Source organism: Rhizobium sp. NXC14, assembly GCF_002117485.1.
Classification (GTDB): domain Bacteria; phylum Pseudomonadota; class Alphaproteobacteria; order Rhizobiales; family Rhizobiaceae; genus Rhizobium.
The window spans coordinates 3,130,095-3,156,580 of sequence record NZ_CP021030.1 but is presented as its reverse complement, the minus strand read 5'-3'; the positions used below and the strand labels follow the sequence as shown (position 1 = coordinate 3,156,580).

The 26,486-nt window shown below is 60.8% G+C and carries 29 protein-coding genes; 16 read left to right on the top strand and 13 right to left on the bottom strand.

Features of this window, described 5'->3' with window-relative positions:
* Window positions 1–5 precede the first annotated feature (5 nt).
* The gene (gene lgt, locus NXC14_RS15565; RefSeq protein WP_085778901.1) at window positions 6–854 is read right to left on the bottom strand and encodes a prolipoprotein diacylglyceryl transferase; all 849 of its coding nucleotides are present in this window, start codon (window positions 852–854) and stop codon (window positions 6–8) included.
* Window positions 855–1,058: 204 nt separating this feature from the next.
* On the opposite strand from lgt, the gene NXC14_RS15560 reads away from it, so the two are divergent.
* The 4 genes from NXC14_RS15560 to NXC14_RS15545 all read left to right on the top strand — a co-directional run bounded on the left by NXC14_RS15560 (window position 1,059) and on the right by NXC14_RS15545 (window position 3,389).
* A complete protein-coding gene (locus tag NXC14_RS15560) occupies window positions 1,059–1,319 on the top strand; it encodes an accessory factor UbiK family protein (RefSeq protein ID WP_085778900.1) in 261 nt (86 codons plus the stop codon).
* A 387-nt stretch (window positions 1,320–1,706) separates the two neighbouring features.
* Window positions 1,707–2,207 (top strand): YbjN domain-containing protein, encoded by a 501-nt coding sequence (locus tag NXC14_RS15555; RefSeq protein WP_004680153.1) that lies wholly within the window; start codon window positions 1,707–1,709, stop codon window positions 2,205–2,207.
* A gap of 1 nt (window position 2,208) precedes the next feature.
* A complete protein-coding gene (gene proC / locus NXC14_RS15550; protein ID WP_085778899.1) occupies window positions 2,209–3,036 on the top strand; it encodes a pyrroline-5-carboxylate reductase in 828 nt (275 codons plus the stop codon).
* Between the two features lie 11 nt (window positions 3,037–3,047).
* Window positions 3,048–3,389: a tRNA-binding protein gene (locus NXC14_RS15545; protein ID WP_085778898.1), complete on the top strand. Its 342-nt coding sequence runs from the start codon at window positions 3,048–3,050 to the stop codon at window positions 3,387–3,389.
* A gap of 51 nt (window positions 3,390–3,440) precedes the next feature.
* On the opposite strand, the gene NXC14_RS15540 is transcribed toward NXC14_RS15545, so the two are convergent.
* The gene (locus tag NXC14_RS15540) at window positions 3,441–4,094 is read right to left on the bottom strand and encodes an MBL fold metallo-hydrolase (protein WP_085778897.1); all 654 of its coding nucleotides are present in this window, start codon (window positions 4,092–4,094) and stop codon (window positions 3,441–3,443) included.
* A 288-nt stretch (window positions 4,095–4,382) separates the two neighbouring features.
* Between NXC14_RS15540 and NXC14_RS15535 the strand changes: the two genes are divergently transcribed.
* The 4 genes from NXC14_RS15535 to NXC14_RS15520 all read left to right on the top strand — a co-directional run bounded on the left by NXC14_RS15535 (window position 4,383) and on the right by NXC14_RS15520 (window position 7,988).
* Window positions 4,383–5,000, top strand: a complete 618-nt coding sequence (locus NXC14_RS15535; RefSeq protein ID WP_011426253.1) for a DUF1236 domain-containing protein — start codon at window positions 4,383–4,385, stop codon at window positions 4,998–5,000.
* A gap of 343 nt (window positions 5,001–5,343) precedes the next feature.
* Window positions 5,344–5,835: a MarR family transcriptional regulator gene (locus NXC14_RS15530; RefSeq protein ID WP_085778896.1), complete on the top strand. Its 492-nt coding sequence runs from the start codon at window positions 5,344–5,346 to the stop codon at window positions 5,833–5,835.
* Window positions 5,836–6,537 carry a response regulator transcription factor gene (locus NXC14_RS15525; RefSeq protein ID WP_011426251.1) on the top strand — a complete coding sequence of 234 codons (702 nt, stop codon included), beginning with the start codon at window positions 5,836–5,838 and terminating at the stop codon, window positions 6,535–6,537.
* A 74-nt stretch (window positions 6,538–6,611) separates the two neighbouring features.
* A complete protein-coding gene (locus NXC14_RS15520; RefSeq protein WP_085778895.1) occupies window positions 6,612–7,988 on the top strand; it encodes an ATP-binding protein in 1,377 nt (458 codons plus the stop codon).
* On the opposite strand, the gene NXC14_RS15515 is transcribed toward NXC14_RS15520, so the two are convergent.
* A complete protein-coding gene (locus NXC14_RS15515) occupies window positions 7,985–8,407 on the bottom strand; it encodes a helix-turn-helix domain-containing protein (protein ID WP_085778894.1) in 423 nt (140 codons plus the stop codon). The two genes, NXC14_RS15520 and NXC14_RS15515, sit on opposite strands and share 4 nt — an antisense overlap.
* Window positions 8,408–8,478: 71 nt before the next feature.
* On the opposite strand from NXC14_RS15515, the gene NXC14_RS15510 reads away from it, so the two are divergent.
* On the top strand, window positions 8,479–9,351 hold the full coding sequence (locus tag NXC14_RS15510; protein WP_085780143.1) for an oxidoreductase: 873 nt from the start codon (window positions 8,479–8,481) through the stop codon (window positions 9,349–9,351).
* A gap of 59 nt (window positions 9,352–9,410) precedes the next feature.
* Here NXC14_RS15510 and NXC14_RS15505 read toward each other — a convergent pair whose 3' ends face one another.
* From NXC14_RS15505 to NXC14_RS15495, 3 genes are all read right to left on the bottom strand, one after another.
* Entirely contained in the window at window positions 9,411–9,872 is a 462-nt protein-coding gene (locus tag NXC14_RS15505) for a BA14K family protein (protein ID WP_085780142.1), read from the bottom strand.
* A 147-nt stretch (window positions 9,873–10,019) separates the two neighbouring features.
* The gene (locus NXC14_RS15500) at window positions 10,020–10,235 is read right to left on the bottom strand and encodes a cold-shock protein (RefSeq protein ID WP_003561293.1); all 216 of its coding nucleotides are present in this window, start codon (window positions 10,233–10,235) and stop codon (window positions 10,020–10,022) included.
* A 485-nt stretch (window positions 10,236–10,720) separates the two neighbouring features.
* Window positions 10,721–11,611, bottom strand: a complete 891-nt coding sequence (locus NXC14_RS15495; protein WP_085778893.1) for a DMT family transporter — start codon at window positions 11,609–11,611, stop codon at window positions 10,721–10,723.
* Window positions 11,612–11,710: 99 nt separating this feature from the next.
* On the opposite strand from NXC14_RS15495, the gene NXC14_RS15490 reads away from it, so the two are divergent.
* Window positions 11,711–12,181 carry a DUF3052 domain-containing protein gene (locus NXC14_RS15490; RefSeq protein WP_085778892.1) on the top strand — a complete coding sequence of 157 codons (471 nt, stop codon included), beginning with the start codon at window positions 11,711–11,713 and terminating at the stop codon, window positions 12,179–12,181.
* A 4-nt stretch (window positions 12,182–12,185) separates the two neighbouring features.
* On the opposite strand, the gene NXC14_RS15485 is transcribed toward NXC14_RS15490, so the two are convergent.
* The 3 genes from NXC14_RS15485 to NXC14_RS15475 are packed head-to-tail and all read right to left on the bottom strand — an operon-like array spanning window position 12,186 to window position 16,519.
* Window positions 12,186–13,328, bottom strand: coding sequence for a PQQ-dependent sugar dehydrogenase (locus NXC14_RS15485; protein WP_085778891.1), 1,143 nt, complete (start codon window positions 13,326–13,328; stop codon window positions 12,186–12,188).
* 58 nt (window positions 13,329–13,386) lie between these two features.
* Window positions 13,387–14,148 carry a class GN sortase gene (locus tag NXC14_RS15480; protein WP_085778890.1) on the bottom strand — a complete coding sequence of 254 codons (762 nt, stop codon included), beginning with the start codon at window positions 14,146–14,148 and terminating at the stop codon, window positions 13,387–13,389.
* Complete coding sequence (locus NXC14_RS15475) at window positions 14,138–16,519, bottom strand: marine proteobacterial sortase target protein (protein ID WP_085778889.1); 2,382 nt, start codon at window positions 16,517–16,519, stop codon at window positions 14,138–14,140. Before NXC14_RS15475 ends, NXC14_RS15480 begins: the two co-directional genes overlap by 11 nt.
* 519 nt (window positions 16,520–17,038) lie before the next feature.
* Between NXC14_RS15475 and NXC14_RS15470 the strand changes: the two genes are divergently transcribed.
* From NXC14_RS15470 to NXC14_RS15455, 4 genes are all read left to right on the top strand, one after another.
* Complete coding sequence (locus tag NXC14_RS15470) at window positions 17,039–18,241, top strand: pyridoxal phosphate-dependent aminotransferase (protein ID WP_085778888.1); 1,203 nt, start codon at window positions 17,039–17,041, stop codon at window positions 18,239–18,241.
* A gap of 297 nt (window positions 18,242–18,538) precedes the next feature.
* The gene (locus NXC14_RS15465; protein WP_085778887.1) at window positions 18,539–19,444 is read left to right on the top strand and encodes a glycosyltransferase family 8 protein; all 906 of its coding nucleotides are present in this window, start codon (window positions 18,539–18,541) and stop codon (window positions 19,442–19,444) included.
* Between the two features lie 47 nt (window positions 19,445–19,491).
* Window positions 19,492–20,361, top strand: coding sequence for a 3-deoxy-manno-octulosonate cytidylyltransferase (locus NXC14_RS15460; protein ID WP_085778886.1), 870 nt, complete (start codon window positions 19,492–19,494; stop codon window positions 20,359–20,361).
* A gap of 73 nt (window positions 20,362–20,434) precedes the next feature.
* A complete protein-coding gene (locus tag NXC14_RS15455; RefSeq protein WP_085778885.1) occupies window positions 20,435–21,124 on the top strand; it encodes a glycosyltransferase in 690 nt (229 codons plus the stop codon).
* Between the two features lie 38 nt (window positions 21,125–21,162).
* On the opposite strand, the gene NXC14_RS15450 is transcribed toward NXC14_RS15455, so the two are convergent.
* Window positions 21,163–22,260, bottom strand: coding sequence for a calcium:proton antiporter (locus NXC14_RS15450; protein WP_085778884.1), 1,098 nt, complete (start codon window positions 22,258–22,260; stop codon window positions 21,163–21,165).
* Window positions 22,261–22,489: 229 nt separating this feature from the next.
* On the opposite strand from NXC14_RS15450, the gene NXC14_RS15445 reads away from it, so the two are divergent.
* A complete protein-coding gene (locus tag NXC14_RS15445) occupies window positions 22,490–22,783 on the top strand; it encodes a DUF2188 domain-containing protein (RefSeq protein WP_085778883.1) in 294 nt (97 codons plus the stop codon).
* A 98-nt stretch (window positions 22,784–22,881) separates the two neighbouring features.
* Here the strand turns inward: NXC14_RS15445 and NXC14_RS15440 are convergent, their stop codons facing one another.
* Window positions 22,882–23,391 carry a GrpB family protein gene (locus NXC14_RS15440; protein WP_085780141.1) on the bottom strand — a complete coding sequence of 170 codons (510 nt, stop codon included), beginning with the start codon at window positions 23,389–23,391 and terminating at the stop codon, window positions 22,882–22,884.
* Between the two features lie 60 nt (window positions 23,392–23,451).
* Entirely contained in the window at window positions 23,452–24,354 is a 903-nt protein-coding gene (locus NXC14_RS15435) for a LysR family transcriptional regulator (protein WP_085778882.1), read from the bottom strand.
* A 94-nt stretch (window positions 24,355–24,448) separates the two neighbouring features.
* Here NXC14_RS15435 and NXC14_RS15430 point away from each other — a divergent pair, with 94 nt between their 5' ends.
* Entirely contained in the window at window positions 24,449–25,471 is a 1,023-nt protein-coding gene (locus NXC14_RS15430; protein WP_085780140.1) for an NAD(P)H-binding protein, read from the top strand.
* Here the strand turns inward: NXC14_RS15430 and NXC14_RS15425 are convergent.
* Window positions 25,468–26,268 carry an aminoglycoside phosphotransferase family protein gene (locus NXC14_RS15425; RefSeq protein ID WP_085778881.1) on the bottom strand — a complete coding sequence of 267 codons (801 nt, stop codon included), beginning with the start codon at window positions 26,266–26,268 and terminating at the stop codon, window positions 25,468–25,470. The two genes, NXC14_RS15430 and NXC14_RS15425, sit on opposite strands and share 4 nt — an antisense overlap.
* Window positions 26,269–26,486 lie beyond the last annotated feature (218 nt).

Here is a 26,486-nt window from a genome sequence, read left to right as displayed (position 1 = left end):
CCGGTTTAGAGCTGCGGCGCGGCCTGGCGGCGGGCCCGCAGGATCGCCCAGAGGCCGAGCAGGATCATCGGGGAGGAGAGGACCATACCCATGGTCAGCCAGTTCGTGCCGAGGAGGTAACCGAGCTGGGCGTCCGGCTCTCGGAAGAACTCGACGAAGATGCGCGACAGTGCATAACCGCAGACGAAGACGCCCGTGATGAAGCCAGGGCTTTTCAGCGCACGCATGCCGTAGACGAGGGCGGCAAGCACCAGGAGCAGAACAATGCCCTCAAGGCCGGCCTCGTAGAGCTGGCTCGGATGGCGGGCGAAGGGGCCGCCGGTCGGGAAAACAACGGCCCAGGGGACGTCGGTCAGCCGGCCCCAGAGCTCACCGTTGATGAAATTGGCGATGCGGCCGAAGAACAGGCCGAAGGGAACGACGGCGGCGACGATATCGAACAGGCTCCAGATCGGAATGGCATTGCGGCGAGCAAAGATGATCATGGCAATCGTCGTGCCGGTCAGGCCGCCGTGGAAGGACATGCCGCCGTTCCAGATTTCGACTGCGCGGATGGGATCGCGCAGGACAGCGGTGAGGTCATAGAAGAAGATATAGCCGACACGGCCGCCGAGCACGACGCCGAGGGCGGCCCAGACGATGAAATCGTCGAGCTGCGTCTTCGTCATCGGCGGTCTATTGCCCGGCCAGAGACTGTCGTTGGCGGCGAGGCGGCGCGCATAGGCCCAGCCAAGCAGGATGCCCGCGACGTATGCCAGGCCGTACCAGTGAATCGCCAACGGACCGATCGAAAAAGCGATCGGATCGATGTCCGGGAAAGGCATGATCGCAAGGAGATTGGCTGCTGTCGGCAAGGTTTTCCCATCCGTTGAGGTCGGCGGAACATGCCGCCGCGATCCCGGACGGTCAAGTGCATTGTTCGTGATCGCGCCTCGGCTGCCCGCTTCAGGATAAGGCTATCCCGCGCAAAGCGCTTGCATCGCGGGTGGCGAAGCCCTACCTCAATCTTGGAGGCCCCGAAGGGCTGAATTCACCTTATACGAAGGGAGAAAAACGCCATGACGACCGGAACGAACCGCATCATGGACGAGTTCGCCAAGCTGATGACCGATGCGGCAGGTGCCGCGCAGGGCGTCCGCAAGGAGATCGAGACGGCTTTCAACGCCCAAGCCGAGCGTTGGCTGAACAGCATGGACGTCGTCAAGCGCGAGGAATTCGAGGCCGTCCGAGAGATGGCGATCAAGGCGCGCGATGAAAACGAGGCGCTTGCCGCCCGTATCGCGGCGTTGGAGGCCAAGCTCGCCAGCGAGGGCCACTAAATCCAGCTAGGTGCAGATGCGGCGTTGCCTTCATGCCACACGCCGCATCTGTCACAAAAAATTCCAGGTGAATTTTCCACCTGTGGACACTGCCAAAAAAGCCAATACGCAGAGTCGCTTATTCTCCCTTCTGAATTGAGTTTCGAAGTGCTTTCCACAGCAGGCCTGCCCTATTTTCCCTTCTGGGGGCTGGCAGGTGGCAAGGGTCATTATACACTGATTTTAAATGATGATTCGAAGCGACTTGGTAAGCTCCGGGCAGGTTATCTGCGTTAAGTCTGGCAGCGGTTCAACGATCATCCGATGGTGGTTTCCGGTATTGCGTGTGTCTTTCTTGTGTTCGTATCCCAAGCTAAGCCGCATTCGTTCCGGTCAAGAAGGTGCTGCATGAACCTGATGGAATTGGAAGTCGAGCGTCAGTCGAACCCGGTCGATATGATCGAGTACGTGGCCTCCAACAACGACTGGTCGTTCGAGCGGTCCGGCGAGGACGAGATCGCGATGACGGTCGAGGGACGCTGGGCGGACTATCATGTTTCCTTTTCCTGGATGGAGGAATTCGAGGCGCTGCATCTTGGCTGCGCTTTCGATATCAAAGTCCCCGACATCAGGGTCAACGAGGTGGTCAAACTGCTCTCGGCGATCAACGGGCAGGTCCTGATGGGTCATTTCGATCTCTGGCGTCAGGAAGATGTCGTCATCTTCAGGCAGTCGCTGCTGCTTGCAGGCGGCGCGGAGCCGACCAATCGCCAGGTAGAGGTGCTGCTTTCCAGTGCGCTCGACACATGCGAAGCCTATTTCCAGGCATTCCAGTTCGTTGTCTGGTCCGGCATGGACGCGGCTAAGGCGATGGAAGCCGTGCTGTTCGAAACGGTAGGCGAGGCATAAGATGCCGGCGAAGGCGTTCTCCCCGGCAAATCCCGTCGTACTGATCGGCGCCGGAAACATGGGCGGAGCCATGCTCTCCGGCTGGCTGAAGAGCGGCGTTCCGGGCTCCGCCGTCATTGTTGTGGATCCAGGCCCTTCATCGGCGATGCTGGCGACGATCAAGGAAGCCGGCGCGACGCATCTGACCGCGATCCCTACGGAATTGAAGGCGAGCGTTTTGTTTCTCGCAGTCAAGCCGCAGGTGATGGAGACGGTGTTGCCCGATGTGAAGAGCGCCGTCGGGCCGGCGACGGTCGTCGTCTCGGTGGCAGCCGGCAAGACGCTCGGTTTTCTCGAAAAACATCTCGGCAAAGCCGCCATGGTGCGAGCCATGCCGAACACGCCGGCTATGGTCGGCCGCGGTGTGACGGGGGCCTTTGCCAATTCAGGAGTCAGCGATCCGCAGCGCAAACGCGTCCATGCCCTTCTCAGCGTCTCCGGCCCCGTCGAATGGGTGCCTGCGGAGGCCGATATCGATGCCGTGACGGCGCTGTCCGGCAGTGGTCCGGCTTATGTATTCTATCTCGTCGAATGTATGGCGGAGGCAGGTCGAAAGCTCGGCCTGCAGGCGGACCTCGCCATGCGTCTTGCGCGGGAAACGGTCGCGGGGGCTGGTGAACTCTTGCACCAGTCCCCCGACGATGCTTCGCGGCTGCGGCAGAATGTGACGTCTCCCGGCGGCACGACGGCGGCGGCGCTCGCCGTGCTGATGGCGGAGAACGGCATGCAGCCCCTGTTCGATAAGGCGCTTGCGGCAGCGCGCAAGCGGGCCGAGGAACTGGCCGGCTGACGGAGATCCACATGGCGGAAGAGATCAGCTACGCCGATTTCGAGCGTGTCGACATCCGTGTCGGTACGATCATCGAAGCCAGCCCTTTTCCGGAGGCGCGCAAGCCGGCTTTCAAGCTGCTCATCGATTTTGGCCCTCAGATCGGTATCAAGAAATCCTCGGCGCAGATCACCGTGCATTATACGCCGGAAACCCTGATCGGCCGGCAGGTGTTCGGCGTCGTCAATTTCCCGCCCCGGCAGATCGGTCCGTTCCGTTCGGAAGTGCTGACGCTGGGATTCGAGGACGAGAATGGCGCGATCGTGCTTGCGGCGGTCGAACAGCCGGTGCCGAACGGCAGGAAGATGATGTGAGAATGGGCTCACACCATTTTTCCGGGTGCCTGATGTGTCTGCATCGGATGCTCAACAAGGCCTGATCTCCTGCAGATACGGATTGCTTCGCCGTTCGTCACCGATGCGGCTGCCAGGCCCATGGCCGCAGATAAAGCCCACGTCGTCGCCAAGCGGCAGGACCTTCTCGCGGATCGAATCCAACAGCTGCTGATGATTGCCGCCCGGCAGGTCGGTGCGGCCGATCGAGCCATTGAAGAGCACGTCGCCGAGATGGGCGAAATTCTGTGCGCGGTTGAAATAGATCACGTGGCCGGGGGCATGGCCGGGCGTGTGATAGACCTCGAATTCGTGGGCGCCGAAGGAGACCTTGTCGCCGTTCTTCAGCCAGCGGTCCGGCAGAACATTGCGCAATCCTGATATGCCGTACGTCGCGGCCTGGGTCTCGATGCGCTGCAGCAGCGGCAGGTCATCCTGATGCGGGCCGACTATGTCGACGCCGAGGGCTTCCTTCAACTCCCCGGCGCCGCCGGCATGGTCGAGATGACCGTGCGTCAGCCAGATTTCCTTGATGGTCAGGCCGCTTTTCTCAATCGCCTGAAGGATGAGCGGCACGTCGCCGCCTGGATCGACGACAACGCCTTCCTGGGTATCGGGATCGAAGAAGACCGTGCAGTTCTGCTGAAAGGGTGTCACCGGAATGATGCCGGCCTGGAGCATGCCCATAAGTGCCTCGCTTGGGTGTCTTGGGTGCTCAGGGTATAGTCCGAAACGGCGGCGAGGGCAGCCCAAATCTTCTGCTTTGACGCGTGTTTCACGGCAGCAAGACCGACTGCAACACAAGTTTATAGGTCTCTTCCGCCGTTCGACGCGTCGACGAAATCAAATTTTATTCTAACTTTTCAATTGATTGGGAGGGCGTATCTGTAGGGGGCGTTTTGCCCCGGCGGGGCGCGTCGGAACATCGTGGAACGCCGCGCGTTGTCCGGCCATCGAAACCAAGGAGACGCTCACATGACCTTGAAGAGAAACATCCTGTTGGCTGGAGCCGTGCTCCTGGCGAGCGGCGGTCTGGCGCAGGCGGAGATGGTGGCGACCACGGTCAACGATCTCAACGTCCGCGCAGGTCCAGGCCCGCAATATCCCGCAGTCGGCCTTGCCACCCGCGGTTCGACCGCGGTGCTCGACGGCTGCATCGAAGGTAGCCGCTGGTGCCGTGTCGACGTCAACGGCATGCGCGGCTGGGTCTATGCGGATTATCTGCAGATGGACTACGGCGGCAACCAGGTTATCGTCGAGCAGCATCGCGCCGAGATCGGCGTTCCCGTGGTGACCTACGAGTCGACCGCCAGCGTTGTCCCGGCCGACCCGCAACCGGCGCCGGGCGATGAATTGATCGGGCCGGTTGGAGCCGTCGAAACGATCACTCCGCCGGAGACGGTGCGGACCTATATCGAGACCAATCCGACCGAGACGGTGCGGCTTGGCGGCGATGTGGTCGTCGGCGCGGAAGTGCCTGCCGACGTGACTTTCCAGACCATTCCGGATTACGAATATCGCTACACAAGGATCAACGACCGGCCCGTCCTCGTCGATCCAGGTACGCGTCGGATTGTCTACGTCTATCAATAAGATCATCGGCAACTATGAAAGGAGGCGGTCGGCAGGCCGCCTCGTTCGCGCAATCCTCCTCCCGCCTTTGAAGCCATTCCAAATCTCCGCCGGGGCTTCACTCGCCATGCCTGTTGATTGTTGTCCCCATTACGTTTTATCCAAGACGTCGGGGGAGTTGCTTATTGCGTCAGAAGTTCCGGGCGGGCCTTGGTTACCCAAGAAATATCAGGGAAATTGCGAAATAAGCTCGGGCTCCCACGAAGTTCGGTGAAGCTGGCAGCCGCGTAAATTTATGTCAACAATACTGACCTATGTATGCGGAAGTTTCCCGCAACGCGCGCAATGAGAAAGGAAATGTGGAGTGTCACGACAGACCGGTCCCAAAGCAGGCAAGCCGGAGCCGTTGGCCACGCCAATGGAGGATACAGGTGGTATCGATTTCGAGATGATCGAACTATTCTTCTTCGCCTATCGCGACTTCGTTTCTGATCCTGACGCCATCCTCGAAAAGAGCGGCTTCGGACGGGCGCATCACCGCGTCGTGCATTTCGTCAACCGCAATCCCGGCATGACGGTTGCAGATCTTCTCGACACACTGAAGATCACCAAGCAGAGTCTTGCAAGGGTGCTGAAACAGCTGATCGATTCGGGCTATATTCGCCAGGTGGCCGGTCCTGAGGATCGGCGGCAGCGCAAGCTTTATCCGACGAAATCGGGGCGCGAGCTGGCGCTTGCCCTTGCAGAGCCGCAATCGCGCCGCATTGAGCGGGCATTCGAAGGAGCCTCTGCGCAGGTGCGGGAGGGCGTGAAAGCCTTCCTTGGAGGCATGCGGGATAGAAAGAAGGCGGATTGAATGGCGGTCAAGACAGGTATTTCCGACGATGCGGCGCATCTGCTGGTGGTCGACGATGACTCCCGTATCCGCGCGCTGCTCAATCGTTATCTCGCGGAGAACGGCTTTCGCGTCACTGTCGCGGCCGACGGCGCCGAGGCGCAGCGCAAACTTGCCGGTCTCGATTTCGATCTCATCATCATGGATGTGATGATGCCGGGCGAATCCGGCATCGACGTCACCCGCGGGCTTCGCGCCATCAAGAACGTGCCGATTATCATGCTGACGGCGCTGGCGGAATCGGGCAATCGCATTGAAGGCCTTGAGGCCGGCGCCGACGATTATCTCTCCAAACCCTTCGATCCGCGCGAGTTGGTCCTGCGCATCAACAATATCCTGCGCCGCAATGCCAACGGTGAGGGGCTGAAGATCGAACAGGTCATGTTTGGGCCCTACACTTTCTCCCTGACCCGCAAGGAGCTGAAGAAAGCCAGCGAGGTGATCCGGCTTACCGATCGCGAACAGGAAATCATGCTGCTCTTTGCGCGGCGCGCCGGTGACACCATCCCCCGTCACGAATTGATCGGCAATGACACAGAGGTCGGCGAGCGGACGATCGACGTGCAGATCAACCGGCTCAGGCGCAAGATCGAGGAGGATCCGGCCAATCCCGTCTGGCTGCAGACGGTGCGCGGTATCGGATACAGGCTGAGCATCGACTAGATTTGAGAAGTGGAGCATGATGCGGAGGACGGTTCACACTTTCCGTATCGCGCTCTGAACGGCCGGGACCGACGATGGTGACAATGGACAGTTTGCGGCGGGAAGACCGCGCTCCGGCGGCGGGCTGGCGCTGGATCGTCCGCTGGCTGCGGCGCCGATTGCCCACCGGGCTCTACGCGCGCTCGCTGCTGATCATCATCATCCCGATGGTGCTGCTGCAATCCGTCGTCGCCGCCGTCTTCATGGAGCGTCACTGGCAAATGGTGACCGAGCGCCTGTCGCTCGCCGTCACCCGCGACATCGCCGCCATCATCGAGATCGTCGAGACCTATCCGCAGAATTCCGACTATAGCGAGATCATCCGCATCGCGCGCGATCAGCTTAACCTGCAGATTTCGATTGAGCCGGACGGCGATCTGCCGCCGCCGCGCGTCAAGCCCTTCTTCTCGATCCTTGACGGCATCCTCAGCGATGAGATCACCGACGAGATTCACCGGCCTTTCTGGATCGACACGGTTGGCAACTCGAACCTCGTCGAAATCCGGATCAAGCTCGAGAACAAGATCCTGCGGGTGCTGGCCAAGCGCAGTCAGACCTATGCCTCCAACACCCACATCTTCATCGTCTGGATGGTCGGCACGTCGCTGGTGCTGATCGGCATTTCGATTCTCTTCCTGCGCGGGCAGATCCGGCCGATCCTGATGCTGGCGCGGGCTGCCGAAAGCTTCGGCAAAGGGCAGAAGCCCGACAATTTCTATCCGCGAGGCGCCGACGAAGTCAGGCGCGCCGGCCTTGCCTTCATTCTGATGCGTGAACGCATCGAGCGGCAGATCGAGCAGCGTACGGCGATGCTTTCCGGCGTCAGCCATGATCTGCGCACCATTCTCACCCGCTTCAAGCTGCAACTGGCGCTCGCCGGCGACAATCCCGACCTGCATGGCCTGAACGACGACGTCAATGATATGCAGACGATGCTGGAGGCCTACATGGCCTTCGCCCGCGGCGAGGTCGAAGAGGATGTCGGCGAGCTGAAGCTCAGCGAGATCTTCGCCAAGCTGGAGTCCGATTTCGTCCTGCATCGTAAGCAGTTCAGCTATTCGATCGAAGGCGACGACGACATTTCCGTCAGGCCGAATGCGTTCACGCGTCTCGTCACCAACCTTGCCTCGAACGCGCGCCGTTATGCCAATAGGCTCGACATCGAGGCCAAGCACAATGCCAAGTGGCTGACTGTTATCTTCGACGATGACGGGCCGGGCATTCCGGAAAAGAATCGCGAGGACGTGTTCAAGCCGTTCTTCCGGCTGGACGCAGCCCGCAACCTGGATGCATCCGGCACCGGCCTCGGTCTTGCGATTGCCCGCGATATTGCCCGCAGCCATGGCGGCAACGTCACGCTGGGCGACAGCCCGCTCGGGGGCTTACGGGCAACGATCCGTATTCCGGCCTAATTGTCCGTTGCCGTCAGCTTCACGGCCTTGCGCGAATCGAACTCATCCAGGCGCTCCACGATCCAACGCCAGAGAGTGACGACCTGCATGAGGAGGTCGCGGCCAAGCGGCGTCAATTCATATTCAACGCGCGGTGGAATCTCGGGATAGAGGGTGCGAATAATGAGGCCGTCGCTTTCGAGGGTGCGCAGCGTCTGCGTCAGCACTTTCTGGCTGATGCCCTCGATCCGCTCCATGAGGCGCGAGAAGCGTAAGGGTGCGCCGGCATCCGATAGTGCGTGCAGGATGCGCAGTGGCCATTTCGCCGCCGCCCGTTCTATCAAGGCGCGCGCTCGTGCATCCTGCTCTTCAGTCATGTTGCAGCAGAAATCGAATATGTCGCCGGCCACTTCAGTTACCTCGAGGTGTGTATAGATCATTCTGGTACCTTCTTTCGATCGGGAACAATAGGACCTACATGCTCGTGGAACCAATCAAGGAGAGGTTTCCGATGTCGAAGGTGTGGTTGATTACAGGCTGTTCGCGTGGTCTCGGCCGGGCGCTGGCGGAGGCGGTTCTGGCCGCCGGCGATAATCTGGTGGCGACGGCGCGCGATCCTGCCCGGCTTGCGGATCTTTCCGAACAATATGGCAATCAGGTGCTGACGCTGGCGCTCGACGTGACCGACGAGGAAGCGGCAGCTGCCGCGGTGGAAGCTGGCGTGAAGCGGTTCGGCCGTATCGACGTGCTTGTCAACAATGCCGGCTACGGCAATGTCAGTCCGATCGAGGATACCAGCCTCGCCAATTTCCGAGCCCAGGTCGAGACCAACCTCTTCGGTACTGTTATCATGACCAAGGCGGTGATCGCCCTGATGCGCGAACAGCGTGCGGGCCATATCATCCAGTTCTCATCCGTCGGCGGCCGTATCGGACCCGCCGGACGTGGCGCCTATTCGGCAGCCAAATTTGCAGTCGAGGGCTTTTCGGAGGTGTTGTCGAAGGAAGTCGCGCCATTCGGCATCAAGGTGACAGTGGTCGAACCCGGCGGTTTCAGAACTGATTTTGCCGGTGCCTCGACGGTGCTGGCCGAGGGGCGCGCGGACTATGCGGAAACGGTCGGCGCCACGGTGCGCTTCCAACGTGAATATGACGGCCGTCAACCTGGCGATCCTGCCAAAGCGGCCGCCGTCGTCATTCACATTGCCGGTCTCGATCAGCCGCCGCTCCGGTTGCTGCTCGGCAGCGATGCTGTGCGCAATGTCGAGAAGGCGGATGCGGCACGCATCGAGGCCGATCGGGCATGGCGCGCGGTCAGCGTCTCGACCGATTTCGAGCCGGATGCCGAGATGCGGGCGATGCCCTGGGAGAAGAAGGCGGGCTGAACGAGGCAAAAACAAAAGCGCCGCTGGAGAGCGGCGCTTCGCGATGACGTGTTGGCAGATCAGCCGGCGGTGCAGAAGTGACTGCGGCCATCATTGCCGATATAGGTGCCGCTGCGCGGATCGAAGGAGCGGTAGCGGTAGGAGCAATAACGCTCCCATTGCGGTGACCAGGGCTCTACCGACGCGCGCGCAGGCGCATAATATCTAGGCTGTTCAACATATTGCGGCTGCTCGACATAGACGCGGCGCGGAGCGCGATAGACCGGAGCCGGCTCGTAATATTCTGGCTCGTACGGCGGGTCGATGTAGCGGGGTTCGTCATAAACAGGGCCATTATTGGCGTTGGCGATAGCCGAGCCGACAATCAACCCGGTGGCGAGACCGACAGCGCCACCGACGAGGGCATCGTTGTTGTGATGATGGCGCCAGTGGTGGTCACCGGCCGAGGCCTCGCCGATGACGGAGAGAGAAAGCGCGGCAGCCGTTGCCGTCAGCAGAAGAGTTTTGGCGAGCCTGTTCATAAGCATCAAGTCCTAATCTCGGAAACCGAACGCCGGTTCCTTCTCGATGGTGTCAGTCCTAAAGATTCCTGGCTGAACGAAGGCTGAACGACAAAACCCGGCATTGCTGCCGGGCTTCAACTCGAATTCGACAGCCTTGTTAAGGGCTCAGCCGGCAATCTGCAGATTGACGGCCTTGGGGCCCTTGCCGCGGCGATCCGGCTCCGTGTCGAAGCTTACCTTCTGGTTTTCCGTCAAACCGGCCAGCCCGGAGGCCTGTACGGCAGAAATGTGAACGAAGATATCGGCGCCGCCCCGGTCCGGCTTGATGAAGCCGAAGCCCTTGTCGGTATTGAAGAATTTTACAGTGCCAGTCTCGGCCATGCGTCAGGTCCTTTTCTCTCTGCCCGCCATCCACACGGGCAGCATCATAGCATTGCCTCCTTGCGGGAGGCGTTGGCAGGCAAGTCTTGAAATTTGAGAAAAAGGTCCCCTCTACCTCGGCCTGCTCCAAGCAGGACTTTCGCCTGCTTTGTTTGGAACCGGCTGACCGGAATATTAGCGTTCCCGGCGCGCAAATACTTAAGGACTTCCCATGCTCGCAAAATGCCCGAACGCGCTGAGAGTGCTGCGTTTAAGGGATTTTGGCAAGCAAAAGTTTTTTAACGTGTCCTTCCGGGCACACTGCTGCCCACGTCTGGTTTGCACAAAAACGCAAAATTTCCGTCGCGAATGGGAGATGATTAACGATTTATAGTCGCCCGCAATGTAAGTTTCGGGCAGATTTTGCCAAAAATACAACGTAAACGGGCTAGCGAGCTCCCTAAAAATTTTTTGAATCCGGCGTCCATCCATATTTGGACGCATGTTCAGGCGGCTGACAACCGGCGGCGAGCAAAGCCGGGCACGATCTCGACTACAAGCATAGCGATAAACATTAGCGCACAACCTGTATATCCGGTGGCCGGCATCGACTCACCGAGAATCAGGGCTGCGAGCGATGCGCCGAAGAGCGCTTCGGACGAAAGGAAGATCGCCGCCTGCGACGGAGTCGTGTAGCGCTGGGCAATCACCTGCAGCACGAAGGCCAAGCCGGACGAGAAGATGCCGACATAAAGGATCTCAGGTCCTGCGGCCCAAATCGCCGAAAGGCTGATCGGTTCGACCGCTGCGGCAACGGCCAACGCGCAGGCCGTGGTGACGGCAAATTGCGTGGCGGCCAGCGCGAGCGGCCTTCCGCTCTCGGAGACGGTCATGCCGGCAAGGGTGATCTGGATCGCCCAGAAGGCGGCGCAGGCCACGGTCAGGAGATCGCCTGAGGTGAGCGCCGAGAGATGACCGCCGGACAGGAGATAGATGCCGGCGAGCGCCATCAGCGCGCCCGGCCAGATGATCCAATGCGGGGCACGGCGCAGGAAAAACACGGCAATGAGCGGCACGAAGACGACATAGAGGCCAGTGATGAAGCTGGAATTCGTCACCGTCGTCGTCTGCAGGCCGACCTGCTGGGTGGCGGCGCCGCTGAAAAGGGCAAGGCCGGTGAGGATATAGAGCTTGGCATGGCGCGCGCTGGTTTTCACCTCTGCCTTGCGCGCTTCCAGAAGAACGAAAGGCAAGACGGCCAATGTGGCGACGGCAAAACGTAAGGCGATGAACCAGAAGGGGCCGATCGCCTTCATCGCCGTCGACTGCGCGACGAAGCCGCCGCCCCAGATGGCGGCTGCAAGCAACAGGAGGAGGTTCGCCTGAATGCGCGTCATGTCGTCCTCGATGAGGAAGGGAGATCTGTTCGAGCGGTTAGCAGTTGCCTTTCCTCTAGGCAAGGGCGAAGACTTGGCGCTGATGGCGGAGGTGGAGGCATGCAACGCGAAAAACAGACGCCGGCGAGCGGTATGGCGGTATCCGGAATGGCAGGCTATTCCGGTGCGCCGCTGGCCAGGAAGCTCGGGCTTGCGCATGGGCAGGCTGCCGCTCTTCTCGGTGTTCCCGAAACGATCGACGACATCAATGGTTTCGGCGGTTTTGCTTCGGTCATCCGCCTGCTTCCCGAGACTCTTTTGCGGGCGCTCGATTATGTCCATCTATTTGTGACTGACCGCGTAGTGTTGGAAGCGGCGGCGCCGACGCTGTTCCGGGTCCTGAAGCCCGACGGCATGATCTGGATCTCCTGGCCGAAGAAGAGCTCACGCGTGCCCACCGATATCACCGAGGATGTGCTGCGGGAGATCCTGCTGCCAACGGGCCTGGTCGATGTGAAGGTCTGCGCAGTCGACGAGATCTGGTCCGGGCTGAAATTCGTCATTCGCAAGGAATTGCGCGGCGCGCTGTGACCGCTCAACCGTTGTTGGCCTGAGCGCGCGAGACCCTGAGCAGCGCGCCGTCGTCCTCGTCCGTCAGCATCAGCAGCGCGCCGTCGGGCGCTACAATGACGTCGCGGATGCGGCCGTAGTCGCCCTCGAACAAGCGCTCCTCGGCGATGAACGCGCCGCTCTCGTCGCGCTGCATGCGCGAGAGCAGCTGGAATTTCAGCGCCGCGACGAGGAAGTCGCCGTCCCATTCCGGGAACATGGCGCCGCGATAGACAGCGAGCGCGCCGGGCGCGATCGAAGGATCCCAATAGTGCAGCGGCTGCTCCAGCCCTTTTTTGGCGGTGCCTTCGCCGATCTCGGCGCCTGAATAGTCACGGCCGTAGGTGATGATCGGCCAACCATAATTCTTGCCCGCTTCGATCTGATTGATCTCGTCGCCGCCGCGTGCGCCATGTTCGACGGTGTAGAGCTTGCCGTTCTTCGCATCGAAGGTGATGCCTTGCGGGTTGCGGTGGCCCTTCGACCAGATCTCCGGCAGCGCCTTGCCGCCGTCCTTGAACGGATTGTCGGCGGGGATGCTGCCGTCGGCATTGATATGGACGATCGAGCCGGCATCGTCCTGCCAATCCTGCGAGCGGTCGCGGTCGCCGCGGTCGCCGACGCTGATGAACAGCGTGCCATCGCGGGCGATTGCGATGCGCGCGCCATATTGGATGTTGCCTAACGTGAAGCGCCGCATGGTGAAGATGGGCGTGACCGCCTGAAGCCTCTTTTCGTCGGGAGACAGCGTTGCGCTGAAGGCCTCGGTGCCGGAGCCCTGCCTGTTGGCGATGGCGGCGGTGAAATAGAGTTTTCTGCTCTTGGCAAAATCCGGGGCAAGCGCCACGTCCATAAGACCGCCCTGGCCGCGGGCATTGACCTTGGGCACGTTGCCGATCGGCTCGGAAAGCTTGCCATTGCGGATGATACGTATGCGGCCCGGCCGCTCGGTGACGAGATAGGCGCCGTCGGGCAATACTTCGACCGCCCAGGGGTGTTCGAGACCATCGGCCAGTTTTTCGACGCGAACCGTAGGACCCTGCGTGTTGACGCTATTGGCCGCATTGGCCGATGTGGCGCCAAACAGAATCAGCGTCGCTGCGAAATGGAAGGCGGATATTCTCGTCATTTGCTTCCCCTCGTCTCTCCATCCGGAACGTGGAGTGGGCAGGGCAGAGCTTCAAGCCTCAGTCTGTCTGTAATAACGGCTTTGTGTTTGCCGGGTGAACGGAGCCGGTCGCGTTACCATCGACCAGTTCGGCTTCGAGGATGTAGCGCAGCGGCCCGCGTTCGGTCGCATCGAAGGGCCAGCAGGTGGCTAGTACGAGGCGTCGACCATCGGAGGCGGGGTCGATGCCGCTCGCGTCCCAGGGGGCAATGCGGCCTTGGCCGGCCTTGAAGGTCAATAGCTTACCGTCGCGGCGGATAACTTCGATCGTATCGCCCGGCCTTATATACTGCAGCCAGCGAAAATGGGTGTCGCGATGGGCGGCGATGACGGAGGTGCCCTCGTCACCCGGCTGCGGTGTATTGGCGAGCCAGGCCGGGCCGAAGGCGAGGGCCTCGCCGGATGCGCCGGAAAGCACGATCGCGTCCTTGCCGAGGCGCGGCGCACGCACCCTGGCCATCGTGGTGAAATCGGCCCAGGGCCAGGGTTTCGTCTCCTTGCCGCTCAGTTCGGCGGCAAAAGCACGCTTCAGCAGGATTTGCGAGATTTCCGCCTTCGCCTTCAGCAGGAAGCCGTCGCCGATCAGCGCCAAGCCGTAAAAGGCAAGACCGGCAATGGCGAAGGCGATCGTCTTTTCGATCGGCGAAAGGCGCCAGAGGAAGAAACCCTTTCTCCTCCGTGCCTTCGGCATGTCGTGGGCCGTGGCGGCGGCCATGGCGAGTTCCAGATAGGTCGGAAGCGGCTCGAATTCGACCGCTTCCTGATTGTTTCTAGAAACCATTGCGCTTGGCTCCGGCCATGATGAGACCCTTCAGGCGGCGGCGCCAGATGGCGAGCCCGCTCGCCGCCACCAGGGCCAGCAGCAGCATGGTCAGCCCGCGCATGATCTGCTCGTCGGCGCGCGTCGCCGTCTGCGGCAGGTTCACGGTCGAACTCTTCAGTGCGATCAGCGTGGCGGCTTTCGCCGTTGGTGCAGCAGCCATCAGGTTCGCGATCTCGGGCGACGCGGCGAAAGCCTGTGTTGCGGCTGCGGCCTGTTGCGGTTCGGCGCTTCCATCAGGCGCAGCCGCGCCGTGGCGCTCTGCGCCGCCGGGTGGGACAGAATTTTCGCCGAAAACCTTCCTGAAGTCCCAGCCCTCGGGCAGGTTGAGCGGCAGCTTCGCCGAGCCGAGCGGCTCGTTTGCCGGACGCGACGGCGTGACGTCCACGGCGACCAGGCTGGTGACGCGCGAGACGAGGTGGTGGGCAAGCGCCACCGTTTCGATGTCCTTGTCGAGCGCGGCGGGATCCTGGCGCTCATAGGCGCGGGCCTCGAAATCGTCGATCTTGCGTCGCGCCCAGAGCTTGGAAATGCCGTTGCCGTCTGCGGCATTGGCGATATCCATCTCGACGCGCCAGGGCTGGTTGGCTGTCTTGCCGACGATCTGCAGCTTTCCGGCAGCCTTGTCCTGCGGCAGTTCCGCTGTCAGAACCACAGGCTCGCCGCTATAGAGGTCGGGCATCGGGTTCGGCGTGATATCCTCGGCTTCGATGCCTTGGAAGGTCGCGGCGATATCGGTCATGGCGGGGTTCTGCAGCTTGGCGAAGAGTTCGCTCATGCGGCTTGCCACCTGATCGGTCGAGCCGATCTGGGTGAAGGTGCCGCGGCCGACCTCGGCGGCTTTGGTCATGAAATAGGTGTTCGGCGCCGAGCCGATGCCGACGGTGAAGACGCGGGCATCGCCGCGGCTCGCGGTGATTTCCTGGAAGAGCTGCTGTTCGTTGCCTATCGCGCCATCCGTCAGGAATACGACCTGGCGCAGCGCTCCGCTTGCGATCGGGCCTTGGTTGCGCAGCGCGTCCTCGAGCGCCGGCAGCATTTCCGTGCCGCCATCGGCGTTCAGGCTCCTGATATAAGCGATGGCCTTTTCGCGGTTATCGGGGGTGGCGGCGACGAGGCCGTTGAAATAGTCGGTCATCGTATCGTCGAAACGGATGACGTTGAAGCGGTCCTCGGGGTTGAGCCTGGAGATGGCAAGCGCCAGGCTCTGTCTTGCCTGTTCGATCGACTGGCCGGACATCGAGCCGGAATTGTCGATGACGAAGACCACCTCGCGTTTTGACGGTACTGGAGCATCCGGCGCGGTGGGCGGAGTGATGAAGGCAAGCAGGTAGGTCTTGCCATCAATCGCTTCACGGAACAGGCCGGCGCTTGGCGTCTTGCCGGGAGCGGCTTTCCAGGTGAGCTCGAAATCCTTGTCGGCAGGAACCGCGTCTCCTTTTAGGCTGATCGTTCTCGCCTGGTCGCCGTCCTGTCCGATATCGACGTCGTGGAATGAGGATTTGACTTCACCGAGCGGGAAGCCGGCCTCAAGGTTGATGGTCAGCGAGACGGGGTTGATCCTGGCATTCTCGCGAGGGTCGAGCACCGGAGCTTCGATCTTCTCCCGATTTTCCACCGGGTCGCTCGGCGTTGCGAAGCCGGCGCCGTTGTTGAACTCGACAGTTTGGACGATCGGCGCCGGATTATAGCGCGGCGCGACGACCATCGGGAAACGCAGCGAGAATTCACCGCCGGACTGATGGACCGTTTGCTGATATTCGATCTGCACGACGATCTCTTCACCGGGGCCGATATTGGCAACCTGATTGGTGAAGATGTTCGGCCGCTGCTGTTCGAGCAGCGCCGTCTTCTTGCCCTCGGCCTTGGCCTGCTCATAGATCTCGCGGGCTTCCCGGCGCGGCTTGATCTGGCCTTCGATGAAGCGTTCGCCGATCTGCATCTTCAGCGCGTCAACGGCCGAATTGTCGGGCAGCGGGAAGACGTAGGTGCCCTCGACCCGGCCCTGGCTCGGGTTCTGGAAGCGCTGGGTCACCTTCACCCTGGCGATCGGGCCGGAGACATCGATTGCAACGTCGGTCTTCAGCCGCGGCGCTTCGACATAAAAGCCCGGTTCCTTCGAAGGAAAGAGCAGCGAACCGCTATTGACGTCGTTCGGCCGCACAAAGGCCGCGAGCTGACCGGATGCCTGCGGCGTCTCGGCGCGGGCGGCGGAGGCAAGTCCCAGCATCGCGGCGATGCAGGCGACAAAAACGGTGATGGCGACAAGACATGAAATGGAGATCCGGCGCATGCGCATGCGCCCGATGGCGAACTCATCTTCCAGAAACATTGGCCTACCCTCAATAACCAATTTTGGATGAGGGAATGATGCAGCTTCGATCTCGGCGCCCTCGCGACCGAATTGCGGCGGCGGGTTGCATTTGTTACGGCTTATTCGTGGCGGCAGGATCGCCGTACCGAGGCTCAGGTAGTTGCGGCGAGCGATGTCCTGGCCTGTCGTCTGCTACTGATATTGCCGAGCTTCGGCCTGGTTCAATTCCCGGACGTCCGTCATTTCTAACCGTACCCTCCCTGACGCCCGATACGCGCCGGCATCGGATCGGGAGGAGGATTAGGCTGAGCTAAATCCCGCCGCAAGCGTGCTTGGCTGCGGAGCGCTTCGACCGTGCGCCGCAAGCCGCGCCGAAATGGAGAGCGGGTCGGTTTGCCAGTGCGGCAAAACGATCAATAAGAATCATTGCCGCCATCACGCCTTTGCGCTTGAAATGCCGTCATACATTGGACATAGAGCTAACCGCAGAACTCCGGTCCCGGCTTTCTGCCCGTTTCAACCAATAGGACCGATATCATGGCCTTCCTTGCCGATGCTCTTTCCCGTGTGAAGCCTTCAGCCACCATCGCCGTCTCCCAGAAAGCGCGTGAGCTGAAAGCGAAAGGACGCGACGTCATTGGCCTCGGCGCAGGCGAGCCGGATTTCGATACGCCAGACAATATCAAGGCAGCTGCCATCGACGCGATCAACCGTGGCGAGACGAAGTATACGCCGGTTTCCGGCATCCCTGAGCTGCGCAAGGCGATCGCCGCCAAGTTCAAGCGCGAGAACGGCCTTGAATATTCCTGGGAACAGACGATCGTTGGCACCGGCGGCAAGCAGATCCTGTTCAACGCCTTCATGGCGACTCTGAACCCGGGCGATGAGGTCGTCATTCCGGCGCCCTACTGGGTGTCCTATCCGGAGATGGTGGCGCTCTGCGGCGGCACGCCGGTGTTCGTTTCGGCTACCCAGGAGCATAACTTCAAACTCCAGCCTGCCGATCTCGAAAAGGCGATCACCCCGAAGACGAAGTGGTTCATTTTCAACTCGCCATCGAACCCGACGGGCGCGGCCTATACGCATGCCGAGCTGAAGGCGCTGACCGATGTGCTGATGAAGCATCCGCATGTCTGGGTGCTGACCGACGATATGTACGAGCACCTGACCTATGGCGACTTCAAATTCGTCACGCCCGTGGAGGTCGAGCCCAGCCTGTATGACCGCACGCTGACAATGAACGGCGTCTCCAAGGCCTATGCGATGACCGGCTGGCGTATCGGCTATGCCGCAGGCCCGCTCCAGCTCATCAAGGCCATGGACATGATCCAGGGTCAGCAGACCTCGGGTGCCACGTCGATCGCCCAGTGGGCGGCTGTCGAAGCGCTGAACGGCACCCAGGACTTCATCCCGGCGAACAAGAAGATCTTCGAAGGTCGCCGCGACCTCGTCGTCTCCATGCTGAACCAGGCCAAGGGTATCGTCTGCCCAGTGCCGGAAGGCGCCTTCTACGTCTATCCGTCCTGCGCCGGCCTGATCGGCAAAACGGCGCCGTCGGGCAAGGTCATCGAGACGGACGAAGATTTCGTTTCCGAGCTTCTGGAGTCGGAAGGCGTCGCCGTCGTTCACGGCTCCGCCTTCGGCCTAGGCCCGAATTTCCGCATCTCCTATGCGACATCGGAAGATCTGCTCGAGGAAGCCTGCCGCCGCATCCAGCGCTTCTGCGCGGCCTGCAAGTAACACGGACGGCGATAACATCGATTCAAGGCCTGCCGGTGACGGCGGGCCTTTTTTTGCCTGCAGCATTGGCAAATATTGGAAACGAATTTCGGGCTGATGCGTTGGCTGCGGTTATAGCTCACATCCCGATTCAACGCGTTGCCGCATAGATTCAGCTTCGCCTCGCAAGTTGTTGAATTCCGATTCAAAAGGTGACGCGGAGTGCCGGTAGGTCGGGTGATCTGCGGTTGCGGGCGGACGCCAAACCAACTAGATATCCGGCATCAAGTTCAATTTGCCGCTTCGGGGGGCCGGATTTTGCAGCAGAGTGCCGTCATCGTCTGTTCTGACGTTAACATGCTCCCGGCCGCCTGCTGCACTCTGCTTTCCGTCAAGCGCAATCTTACGAATGCCGGTGTAGAGTTCCTGCTTCTCGGCATCGACCTCAAGCCGCACGAGGTCGCCGAGGTCGATAATTTTGGGCGGCTTCACGATATGGCGATCAGGGTGTTGCCCTATAAGACGCCAGATCCCGGCCTCCAGGCGCGAGGCCGCTGGTCCGCCGCCACGCTGGCGCGGCTCTATATGGATCGGGATATACCAGGCCATGTCGAGCGCCTGCTTTATCTCGATGCCGACGTGCTGGCGGTTGCGCCGGTCGATGAACTCTTCACCCTTGATTTTCAAGGCAAGGCGCTTGCCGCCGTTGACGACTATGTCATGGCCTTTCCCGAGAAATCAGGCGCGCGCCAGCGCAAGATCGGCATGGGCGAGGGCGGCCGCTACTTCAATGCCGGCGTATTGCTGTTCGACTGGTCGGCTTGCCGAGCGAGGGGGCTCTTCCCCAGAACCCGGGAAATCTTCGAGCAGCGGTCGCACCTGTTCGAGAACAATGACCAGGATGCGCTGAACGTCACTTTCGACGGCGACTGGTTGGTGCTCCATCCGCGCTGGAATACGCAGACGGGCCTGCTGCCTTTCGTTGATCGGCCGGCCATCTTTCATTTTACCGGCCGCAAGAAGCCGTGGCAGGCGAGCGTTCCCTGGGTGCACCGGCGGATGGCCAATCGTTATGCCGAAGATCTTCGCAACACAGCCTGGACGTCCTTCTGCAGGCAACCGTCGACGACGGACCGAGTGGCGGGCTTCCTCTCGCATGTGGGAAAGCAGATCGGCGGCCTGACGCGGCTTGCCCGGATGCGCGCCTATTTCAACAACAGCTAGTCGGGCGGGCCGAGCGCATCGTCTTTGGAAAATGCATGTGAGCCGATATGGAATCAATCCCCAGCGATAACAAGGCTACGACCGCTCCGGATGGCGGCTTCGATTTCCTGACGCCGGACGCTTGGAAGGCGCTGTTGTCGGGCTACTCCCATATCGTGCTGATAGCAAACAGCGAGGCGGTCGATCTCGAACGGCTGCGGAGCGAATTGCCGGAGACGGCGCTCTACGTCTTCTTCAACAAGGTCTATAAGGTGCTCGACGCACCCTTCGTCGGCCATTCCATGCTGGTTGCCCGCAGCGACGTGATGGGCGCCCATATCGTCCATCGGCGCGAAACGGGGGATGTCTTGCGCTTCTTTGGCGGCGACGATTTCCTCGGCGTCGTCAATATCCGGGTCTCCGTCGAGGAAAATTTCAGCGAAAAGAGCCGCTTCGAAGGCGCTAAGGCCCGTCACCTCGATCTGACGCAAATGCTCGCCGATCTCTATCCGATCGGCAAGATCGCGACGAGCGGCTTTGCGGTAGCGTTGTGGCTCGCCGATCTGCAGTTGCCGGGCAAGATCCTGCTTGCCGGCTTTTCGGCGAAGCGGAGCGAGAAGTGGAAGGTGTTCGACGTTCACGATTGGACGTTCGAGCAGATTTTCCTGCGTCTCTTTGCGCGCATGGGTTCGATCTCGATGATGGGCGGCGTCGATGCCAGCCCCTATTCAGCGCTTGCCAAACGGTTTCCCGGGGTGCCGCCGATCGAGATCGCGATGACCGCGGCTGAAGTCTTGTCGGAGCGGCTCGATAATACGAACAGCCAGATCGACAGGCTGATGTCCGTCACTAAATTCATCCGCGCCGTCGATAATTTCTTTCGGCGGTTCAAACCGAAAACCCGCAAGCAGCGTTTTCTCGAAAAGTCGAAGGGATGACTATCGCAGGCCTTAGCTAACAGGCGTGGGTGGCGAAGAAAGCTGTTGCCGATGCTGGCGATCAAGGTGGACAATGGAACAACAGAACGTCCGAATATTTGTGGGATTCGATCCCAAGGAAGTGGTCGCCTACCACGTTCTCGTGCAGAGCATCATCGAGAAGTCGTCGATCCCGGTCGAGTTCTCGCCCATTGCGCTCTCCAATCTTGGCAGGATTTTCACTCGCCAGCGCAACGCGCTGCAATCCACTGAGTTCTCCTTCTCGCGTTTCCTGACGCCCTATCTCAGTGGTTATGAGGGCTGGAGCATCTTCATGGATTGCGACATGCTGATGCGTGCCGATATCGCCGAGCTTTGGGCATTGCGCGACGAGCGTTACGCCGTCATGTGCGTCAAACACGATTACCGGCCGAAGATCGACATCAAGTTCCTCGGCCAGACGCAGACCAAGTACGAAAAGAAGAACTGGTCGAGCCTCATGCTCTTCAACAATGACGAATGCCGCGCGCTGACGCCGGAATACGTCAATACCGCGACCGGGCTGCAACTGCATCAGTTCAAGTGGCTGGAGAATGAAGACCTCATCGGCGAATTACCGGTGACGTGGAATTACCTCGTCAATGAATACGACTACCGCGAAGATGCCAAGAACGTCCATTTCACCGATGGCGGGCCGTATTTCGAAGAATACAAGAACGACGATTACGCCGAGGAATGGTTCGCAGCCCGTGAACGCCTGCTCTTCGCCCAACAGCCCGCCTAAACAGCCTGTTCTTTCCCCTCCTCCGCGGGGAGGAGCCCTCAGAGCCCCAGCGCCGTCAGCATGACGAAGGTGGCGAAGAGGATGAAATGTGTCATGCCCTCGATGGCGTTTGTCTCGCCGTCGTTGAGGTTGATCGCGGCGGCAATCAAGGTGATCGTCACCATCACCGTCTGCACCGGGGTCATCGCCATGATGAAGGGCTGGCCGGTATAGAGTGCGATCGCCTCCATCACGGGCACCGTCAGGATCACCGTCGATAGCGAGGCGCCCATGGCGATGTTGACGGTCGCCTGCATTCGATTCTTGAGCGCCGCCCGCAAGGCGGTCAGGATTTCGGGGGCGGCCGAAATTGCCGCGACGACGACCGCCGTCACCGCGATCGGCGTGCCGCTGTCGCGCAGGCCTTCGGTCATGAAGGCCGACATAAATTCCGCCAGCAGGCCGATAATGACGACTCCGACGAGAATGGTGGCGATCGAGACGGCCGCCGGTCCGTCGGCGCCGTGTCCGTGGTGACTTTCCTTCTTCCGCTCGGAGCGCGGGTAGCTGTAGCTGAAGAAATAGCTGTGCTGGCCGACCTGCATGCGCAGGAAGAGGCCGTAGAGAGCGATCATCGCGATGATGGTAAAGGCGGAATAATAGTGCCACTTATCGCTCGGCACGAATTCCGGCACGATCATCGAAATGCCCATGGCGGTGAGGATCATCACGCCGTAGGTCTTGCCCGAATTGTCGTTGTAGGGCTGCTCCCCATGCTTGAGGCCGCCGAGGAGAGCTGCGAGACCGAGGATGCCGTTGATATCCAACATCAGGGCTGAGTAGATCGTGTTGCGCACGAGGGTTGGCGAGCTCTCGCCCCTCATCATGATAGCGAGAATGATGACTTCGACGGCGAGGGCCGAAAGTGTCAGGATCATCGTGCCGTAGGGATCACCGACCTTGACGGCGAGCAGTTCGGCATGATGGGCGACGCGGATCGAGGCGAGTACGATGGTGGCGACGAGTGCTGCGGCGGCGACGAGCGCCAAGCCGCGCCCCATCTCCTTAACCGCATGCTCCAGAAGGTGGGCGGTCAGCGCGACGACGAGTGCGGTGACCAGGAACTTCTCCTCTTTAAGGCGTGACGCGATGCCCAAATCTCAGCTCCCGTTGCGATTCACGCTTTTAAGTAAGTCACTGATTTCGGATGGGAAGCAAGCGGCGGCACTCTGCTATTTGCAGTCTTGGGCGTTTAATGGAATACTGACGCCCTCGGGGCCGGAAAGCAGATCGCGGCGTCCTCGAATTCTCGTCACGCGGCCGCGATGATCCGGACCCTGTCCGGAAGCATGCGAATGCGCAACAAGATGATGAGGAGACGGATGCATGATCAAGGTGGTCTATGAAGTCGTGCCACATGACGGCGGTTGGGCCTACAGGCTGGGAGGCGTCTATTCCGAGGCATTCCCGACCCATGCCGAGGCGCTCGAAGCTGCGCGCATCGTCGCGGCCGAACAGCAGGTCGGGGGCGATTCCGCCGAGATCAGCTGGCAGGACGAAAACGGCAAATGGCATGAGGAATATGCCGAGGGTGGCGACCGACCGGAAACCGAGGTGGTCGACGGATTATGGCAGGAGCGTATGGCCGGAGCCTCGCAGAGCGCGGGACGTCAACCCTAAAGCGCGTCGCGATCTTTCAAATTCGCTTGCTGCGTTTTGGGCCTTTGTTTCGCGCATGCCGTTATCGCAAAATCGCGCACACTTTTGCGCGACATGATCTATCCCTTCAATGCCCGCGTGACGATCGTGTCGACAAATTCGCGCTTTTCAGCGGTATAACGATCGCCGTCCATTCTGAATTCGGCTGCCAGCCTGCGTTTGAGCGCGGCATAATCGGCCGCCGCCTCCGGATGTGCGATGAGATAATCCCGGAAAGCCAGCCTGTTTCGATGCGTGCCGTTGCCGGCCGGGCAAAGGTAGACCCGCTCCGCCGGCGACGAATCTCTCGACAAAAATGCCCAAACCTCGTCGTCGTAGCGATTGCCGCGCGGCTCGTAATTTTCCGAGAGAAGCACCTGCGTCGCAGGTTCGATATGCTCCAGACCGGGAAGAACGATGTCGATATCGATGAGCGACTTGGCGGTCATATCAGGTATGGCGGTGCTGCCGACGTGATCAATGGCGAGCGCCTGCGGCAGCAAGGCCAGCAGCCTGGCTCGGATGCGCTGGAAAGCTTCCGGCCATTCCCTGTCATAACTCACGAGTTCAACCGGCTTGTGCATCGTCATCTCCATAGGAGCTGCGAGATTGCCCATGATTCTCACCAAAAATCGATCTCGTTTTTCTACTTACGCGCCGGTCGAGTGATGATGGTAGGCTCGGAGGCCCTTTACCAGCGCGTCGAACGTGGCGCGGCAGCGCGGTGAGGTCTTCAAGCTTTCGTGCATGACCACCCATGTGCCGAGCGGAATTTCGAACGCATCGGGAAGGACATGCACGAGGTCGGGGTTTCCCCGTGCCAGTCCGATCTGGCAGAGACCGATGCCGACGCCAGCGCGGATTGCAGAGAGCTGGGCAAGATTGCTGTCAGTCCTGTAGGCGAATTTAATGACTTCGGGCGCCGGATAGCGTTTCATCACCATGCGGACGTAGGCCGTCTGCCGGTCGAAGCCGATGAGCCGGTGAGTGGCGAGGTCCGCCATGGTTTGCGGAATGCCATGCCGTTCGAGATACCGTCGGTGGGCGTGGAAGCCGATCGGGATGTCGCCGATGCGGCGCACGATGAGAGTACGCTGCTGTGGCTCGGCCATGCGCACGGCGATATCGGCCTCGCGATTTACCAGATCTTCAATCGCATCGGATGCCGAGAGCTCGATGTGGAGTTCGGGATAGGCTTCCTGCAGCGGCCCGAGAATCCGAGGCAAGACTTCGACGGCGACGACCTCGCTGGCGCTGACTCTGACCGTTCCGGCTACCTTCTCTCGCTCACCGGATGCCGTGCGCAAAAGGGCAGCGACGGTTGCCGACAGCGTTTCGGCATAGGGTTTCAGCGCCTGTGCGGCGTCGGTCGGCAGGAGGCCGTTCGGCGACCGGATGAAGAGCTCGGCGCCGATCGCCTGTTCCAGAGCATTGACATGACGGCCTATGGTCGGCTGGGTCAGCCCCAGTTCGCGCGCAGCCGCCGAAAGCGACCCCTGCTGGAGCACGGTCAGGAAACTGCGGTAGAAATCCCAGCTTGGTTCGAGCGTCATATGTTTTTGTATATCTAAGCCAAGTATTTCGTCAATTTTGTTTATCTGGAAGCAGGAGCATAGTCATCTCATGCAATTGAAGGAGATGATTGCGATGAATGGAGAGACGAAGATCACCGCACTGGTTCTCGGCGCGACCGGCGGCATCGGCGGCGCGATCGCGCGCAAGCTTCTGGCCCGTGGCTGGCGCATCAGGGCGCTCAACCGTGACGCCGCCAAGGCGTCGAAGAACGAGCCGGCATTCGAATGGGTGCAGGGCGACGCGATGAATGCCGGCGACGTGCTGGAGGCGGCTGAAGGTGTTGGCCTGATTGTCCACGCGGTCAATCCGCCCGGCTATCGCGATTGGGAAAGGCTGGTGCTGCCGATGCTCGACAATACGATCGCTGCCGCTCGCATCGCCGGTGTCCGCATCGTGCTGCCGGGCAACGTCTATAATTTCGGTCCCGATGCCCTGCAGTCGCCGACGGAGGAAAGCCCGCAGCGTCCCCTTACAAAGAAGGGAGCGATCCGGGTCGAGATGGAAAAGAGACTGAAGGCGGCTGCGCAATCGGGCACCGGTGCCATCATCGTCCGTGCCGGCGATTTCTTCGGTCCGGGCGCAACGGCCAATAGCTGGTTCTCATCGGGGCTGGTGACGCCGGGCAAGCCGATCGGCACCATCAAGAATCCGGGGCGACGCGGCATCGGCCATCAGTGGACCTATCTGCCGGATATGGCGGAAACCATCGCCCAACTCATCGAGCGGGCCGATCGGCTGCCGTCCTTCACCATCTATCACATGGATGGCTTCTGGGATGCGGATGGCATGCAGATGGCAGAAGCGATCAAGCGTGTCGCCGGCGGCAAGGCGAAGATCAGGCGGTTTCCCTGGTGGATCGTGCCGCTCGCCGCGCCCTTTATTCCGTTGATGCGGGAGATCAACGAGATGCGCTACCTCTGGAAAGTGCCGCTCAGGATGAACAACGCGAAGCTTGTGGCCGAACTTGGCGAGGAGCCGCGCACACCGATCGACGAGGCGGTAAGAGCCTCACTCGTGGCGCTCGGCTGCCTGCCCGAAGCGCATCGTGACACCGCGGCCGCCTTTATCGGGCATACACTGCAGAAGGCGCCTTAGGCCGCCAGCTCGGCCAGCGCGATGCGCGCGACCGTCAAGGCAGTCTCCGCCTGTTCGATATTGGGGTCGCCAAGAAACCAGGCGGCGGAAAGGCCGGAATAGGCGGCGATCCATTGCAGCAGCCGCTTCGGCTCCAGCCCCGCCTCCGCAGAGACGATGGCGAGCTGGCGGCGAAAGCGGGCGGGGTCGGTGATCGACGGCAATTCCTCGTTGGCGAAGATATTGGCGAAATCGAAACCGCGCTCGCCGTGGAGCCGTTTCGGATCGATCGCCAGCCAACCGCGCTCCTCGAAATCGAGAATGTTGCCGTGGTGGATATCGCCGTGGAGGACGGCGAGATCGCGCGGATTGGCAAGGAGGGCGTTGGCGATCGCAGAGCAATCGGCAAGCGTGCCGCCATGTTTGCCGGCGGCCGGCTCGAGATCACGGAACCAGCGGGTGAGGGGAATGGGATCGGGGAGCGGTCTTTCGCGCGGCGCATGCAGCCGCGCGGCGGTGCGGCAGAGAATGCGGCTCGCTTCGTCGTCTTCTCCGTCCATCGCCATGACAAGCAGGGAGCGTTTCCCGGTTGCCCTTTCCAGCAACACAGCGTCGCCTTCGTGTGCGTAGGCATGAGCCGCGCCGTCGCCCTCCCACCACTGCATCAACAGTGCGCCGTATCGTTCGTCGATATCTGTCGCCACTTTCAGCATGGCGGGTCTCTCCTGCCAGAGGACCGGCAGCAGACGGCTCGAATGGGTGATGATGGGCTCGCCGTCCGATATGAGCGACCAGCGATCGAGGTAGGGAGCAAACATGCATCCCATATAGGGATATTGAACGCAGAAATTCCACCTATCGCTGGGATTTCTGCGTTTGGACAAAGTCTCCTCCGCCATGCCAGGCCTTGGGCCGAGCATCTAACCACGGCAATTGCCTGGGAGGAAAACATTTATTTTCAGTCGCTTAATTGGATCGGCTGAGACCCTCGGCACAAGGCCGAGGTGACGTGCCGGGGTTGGAGCAGTTTGTTTCA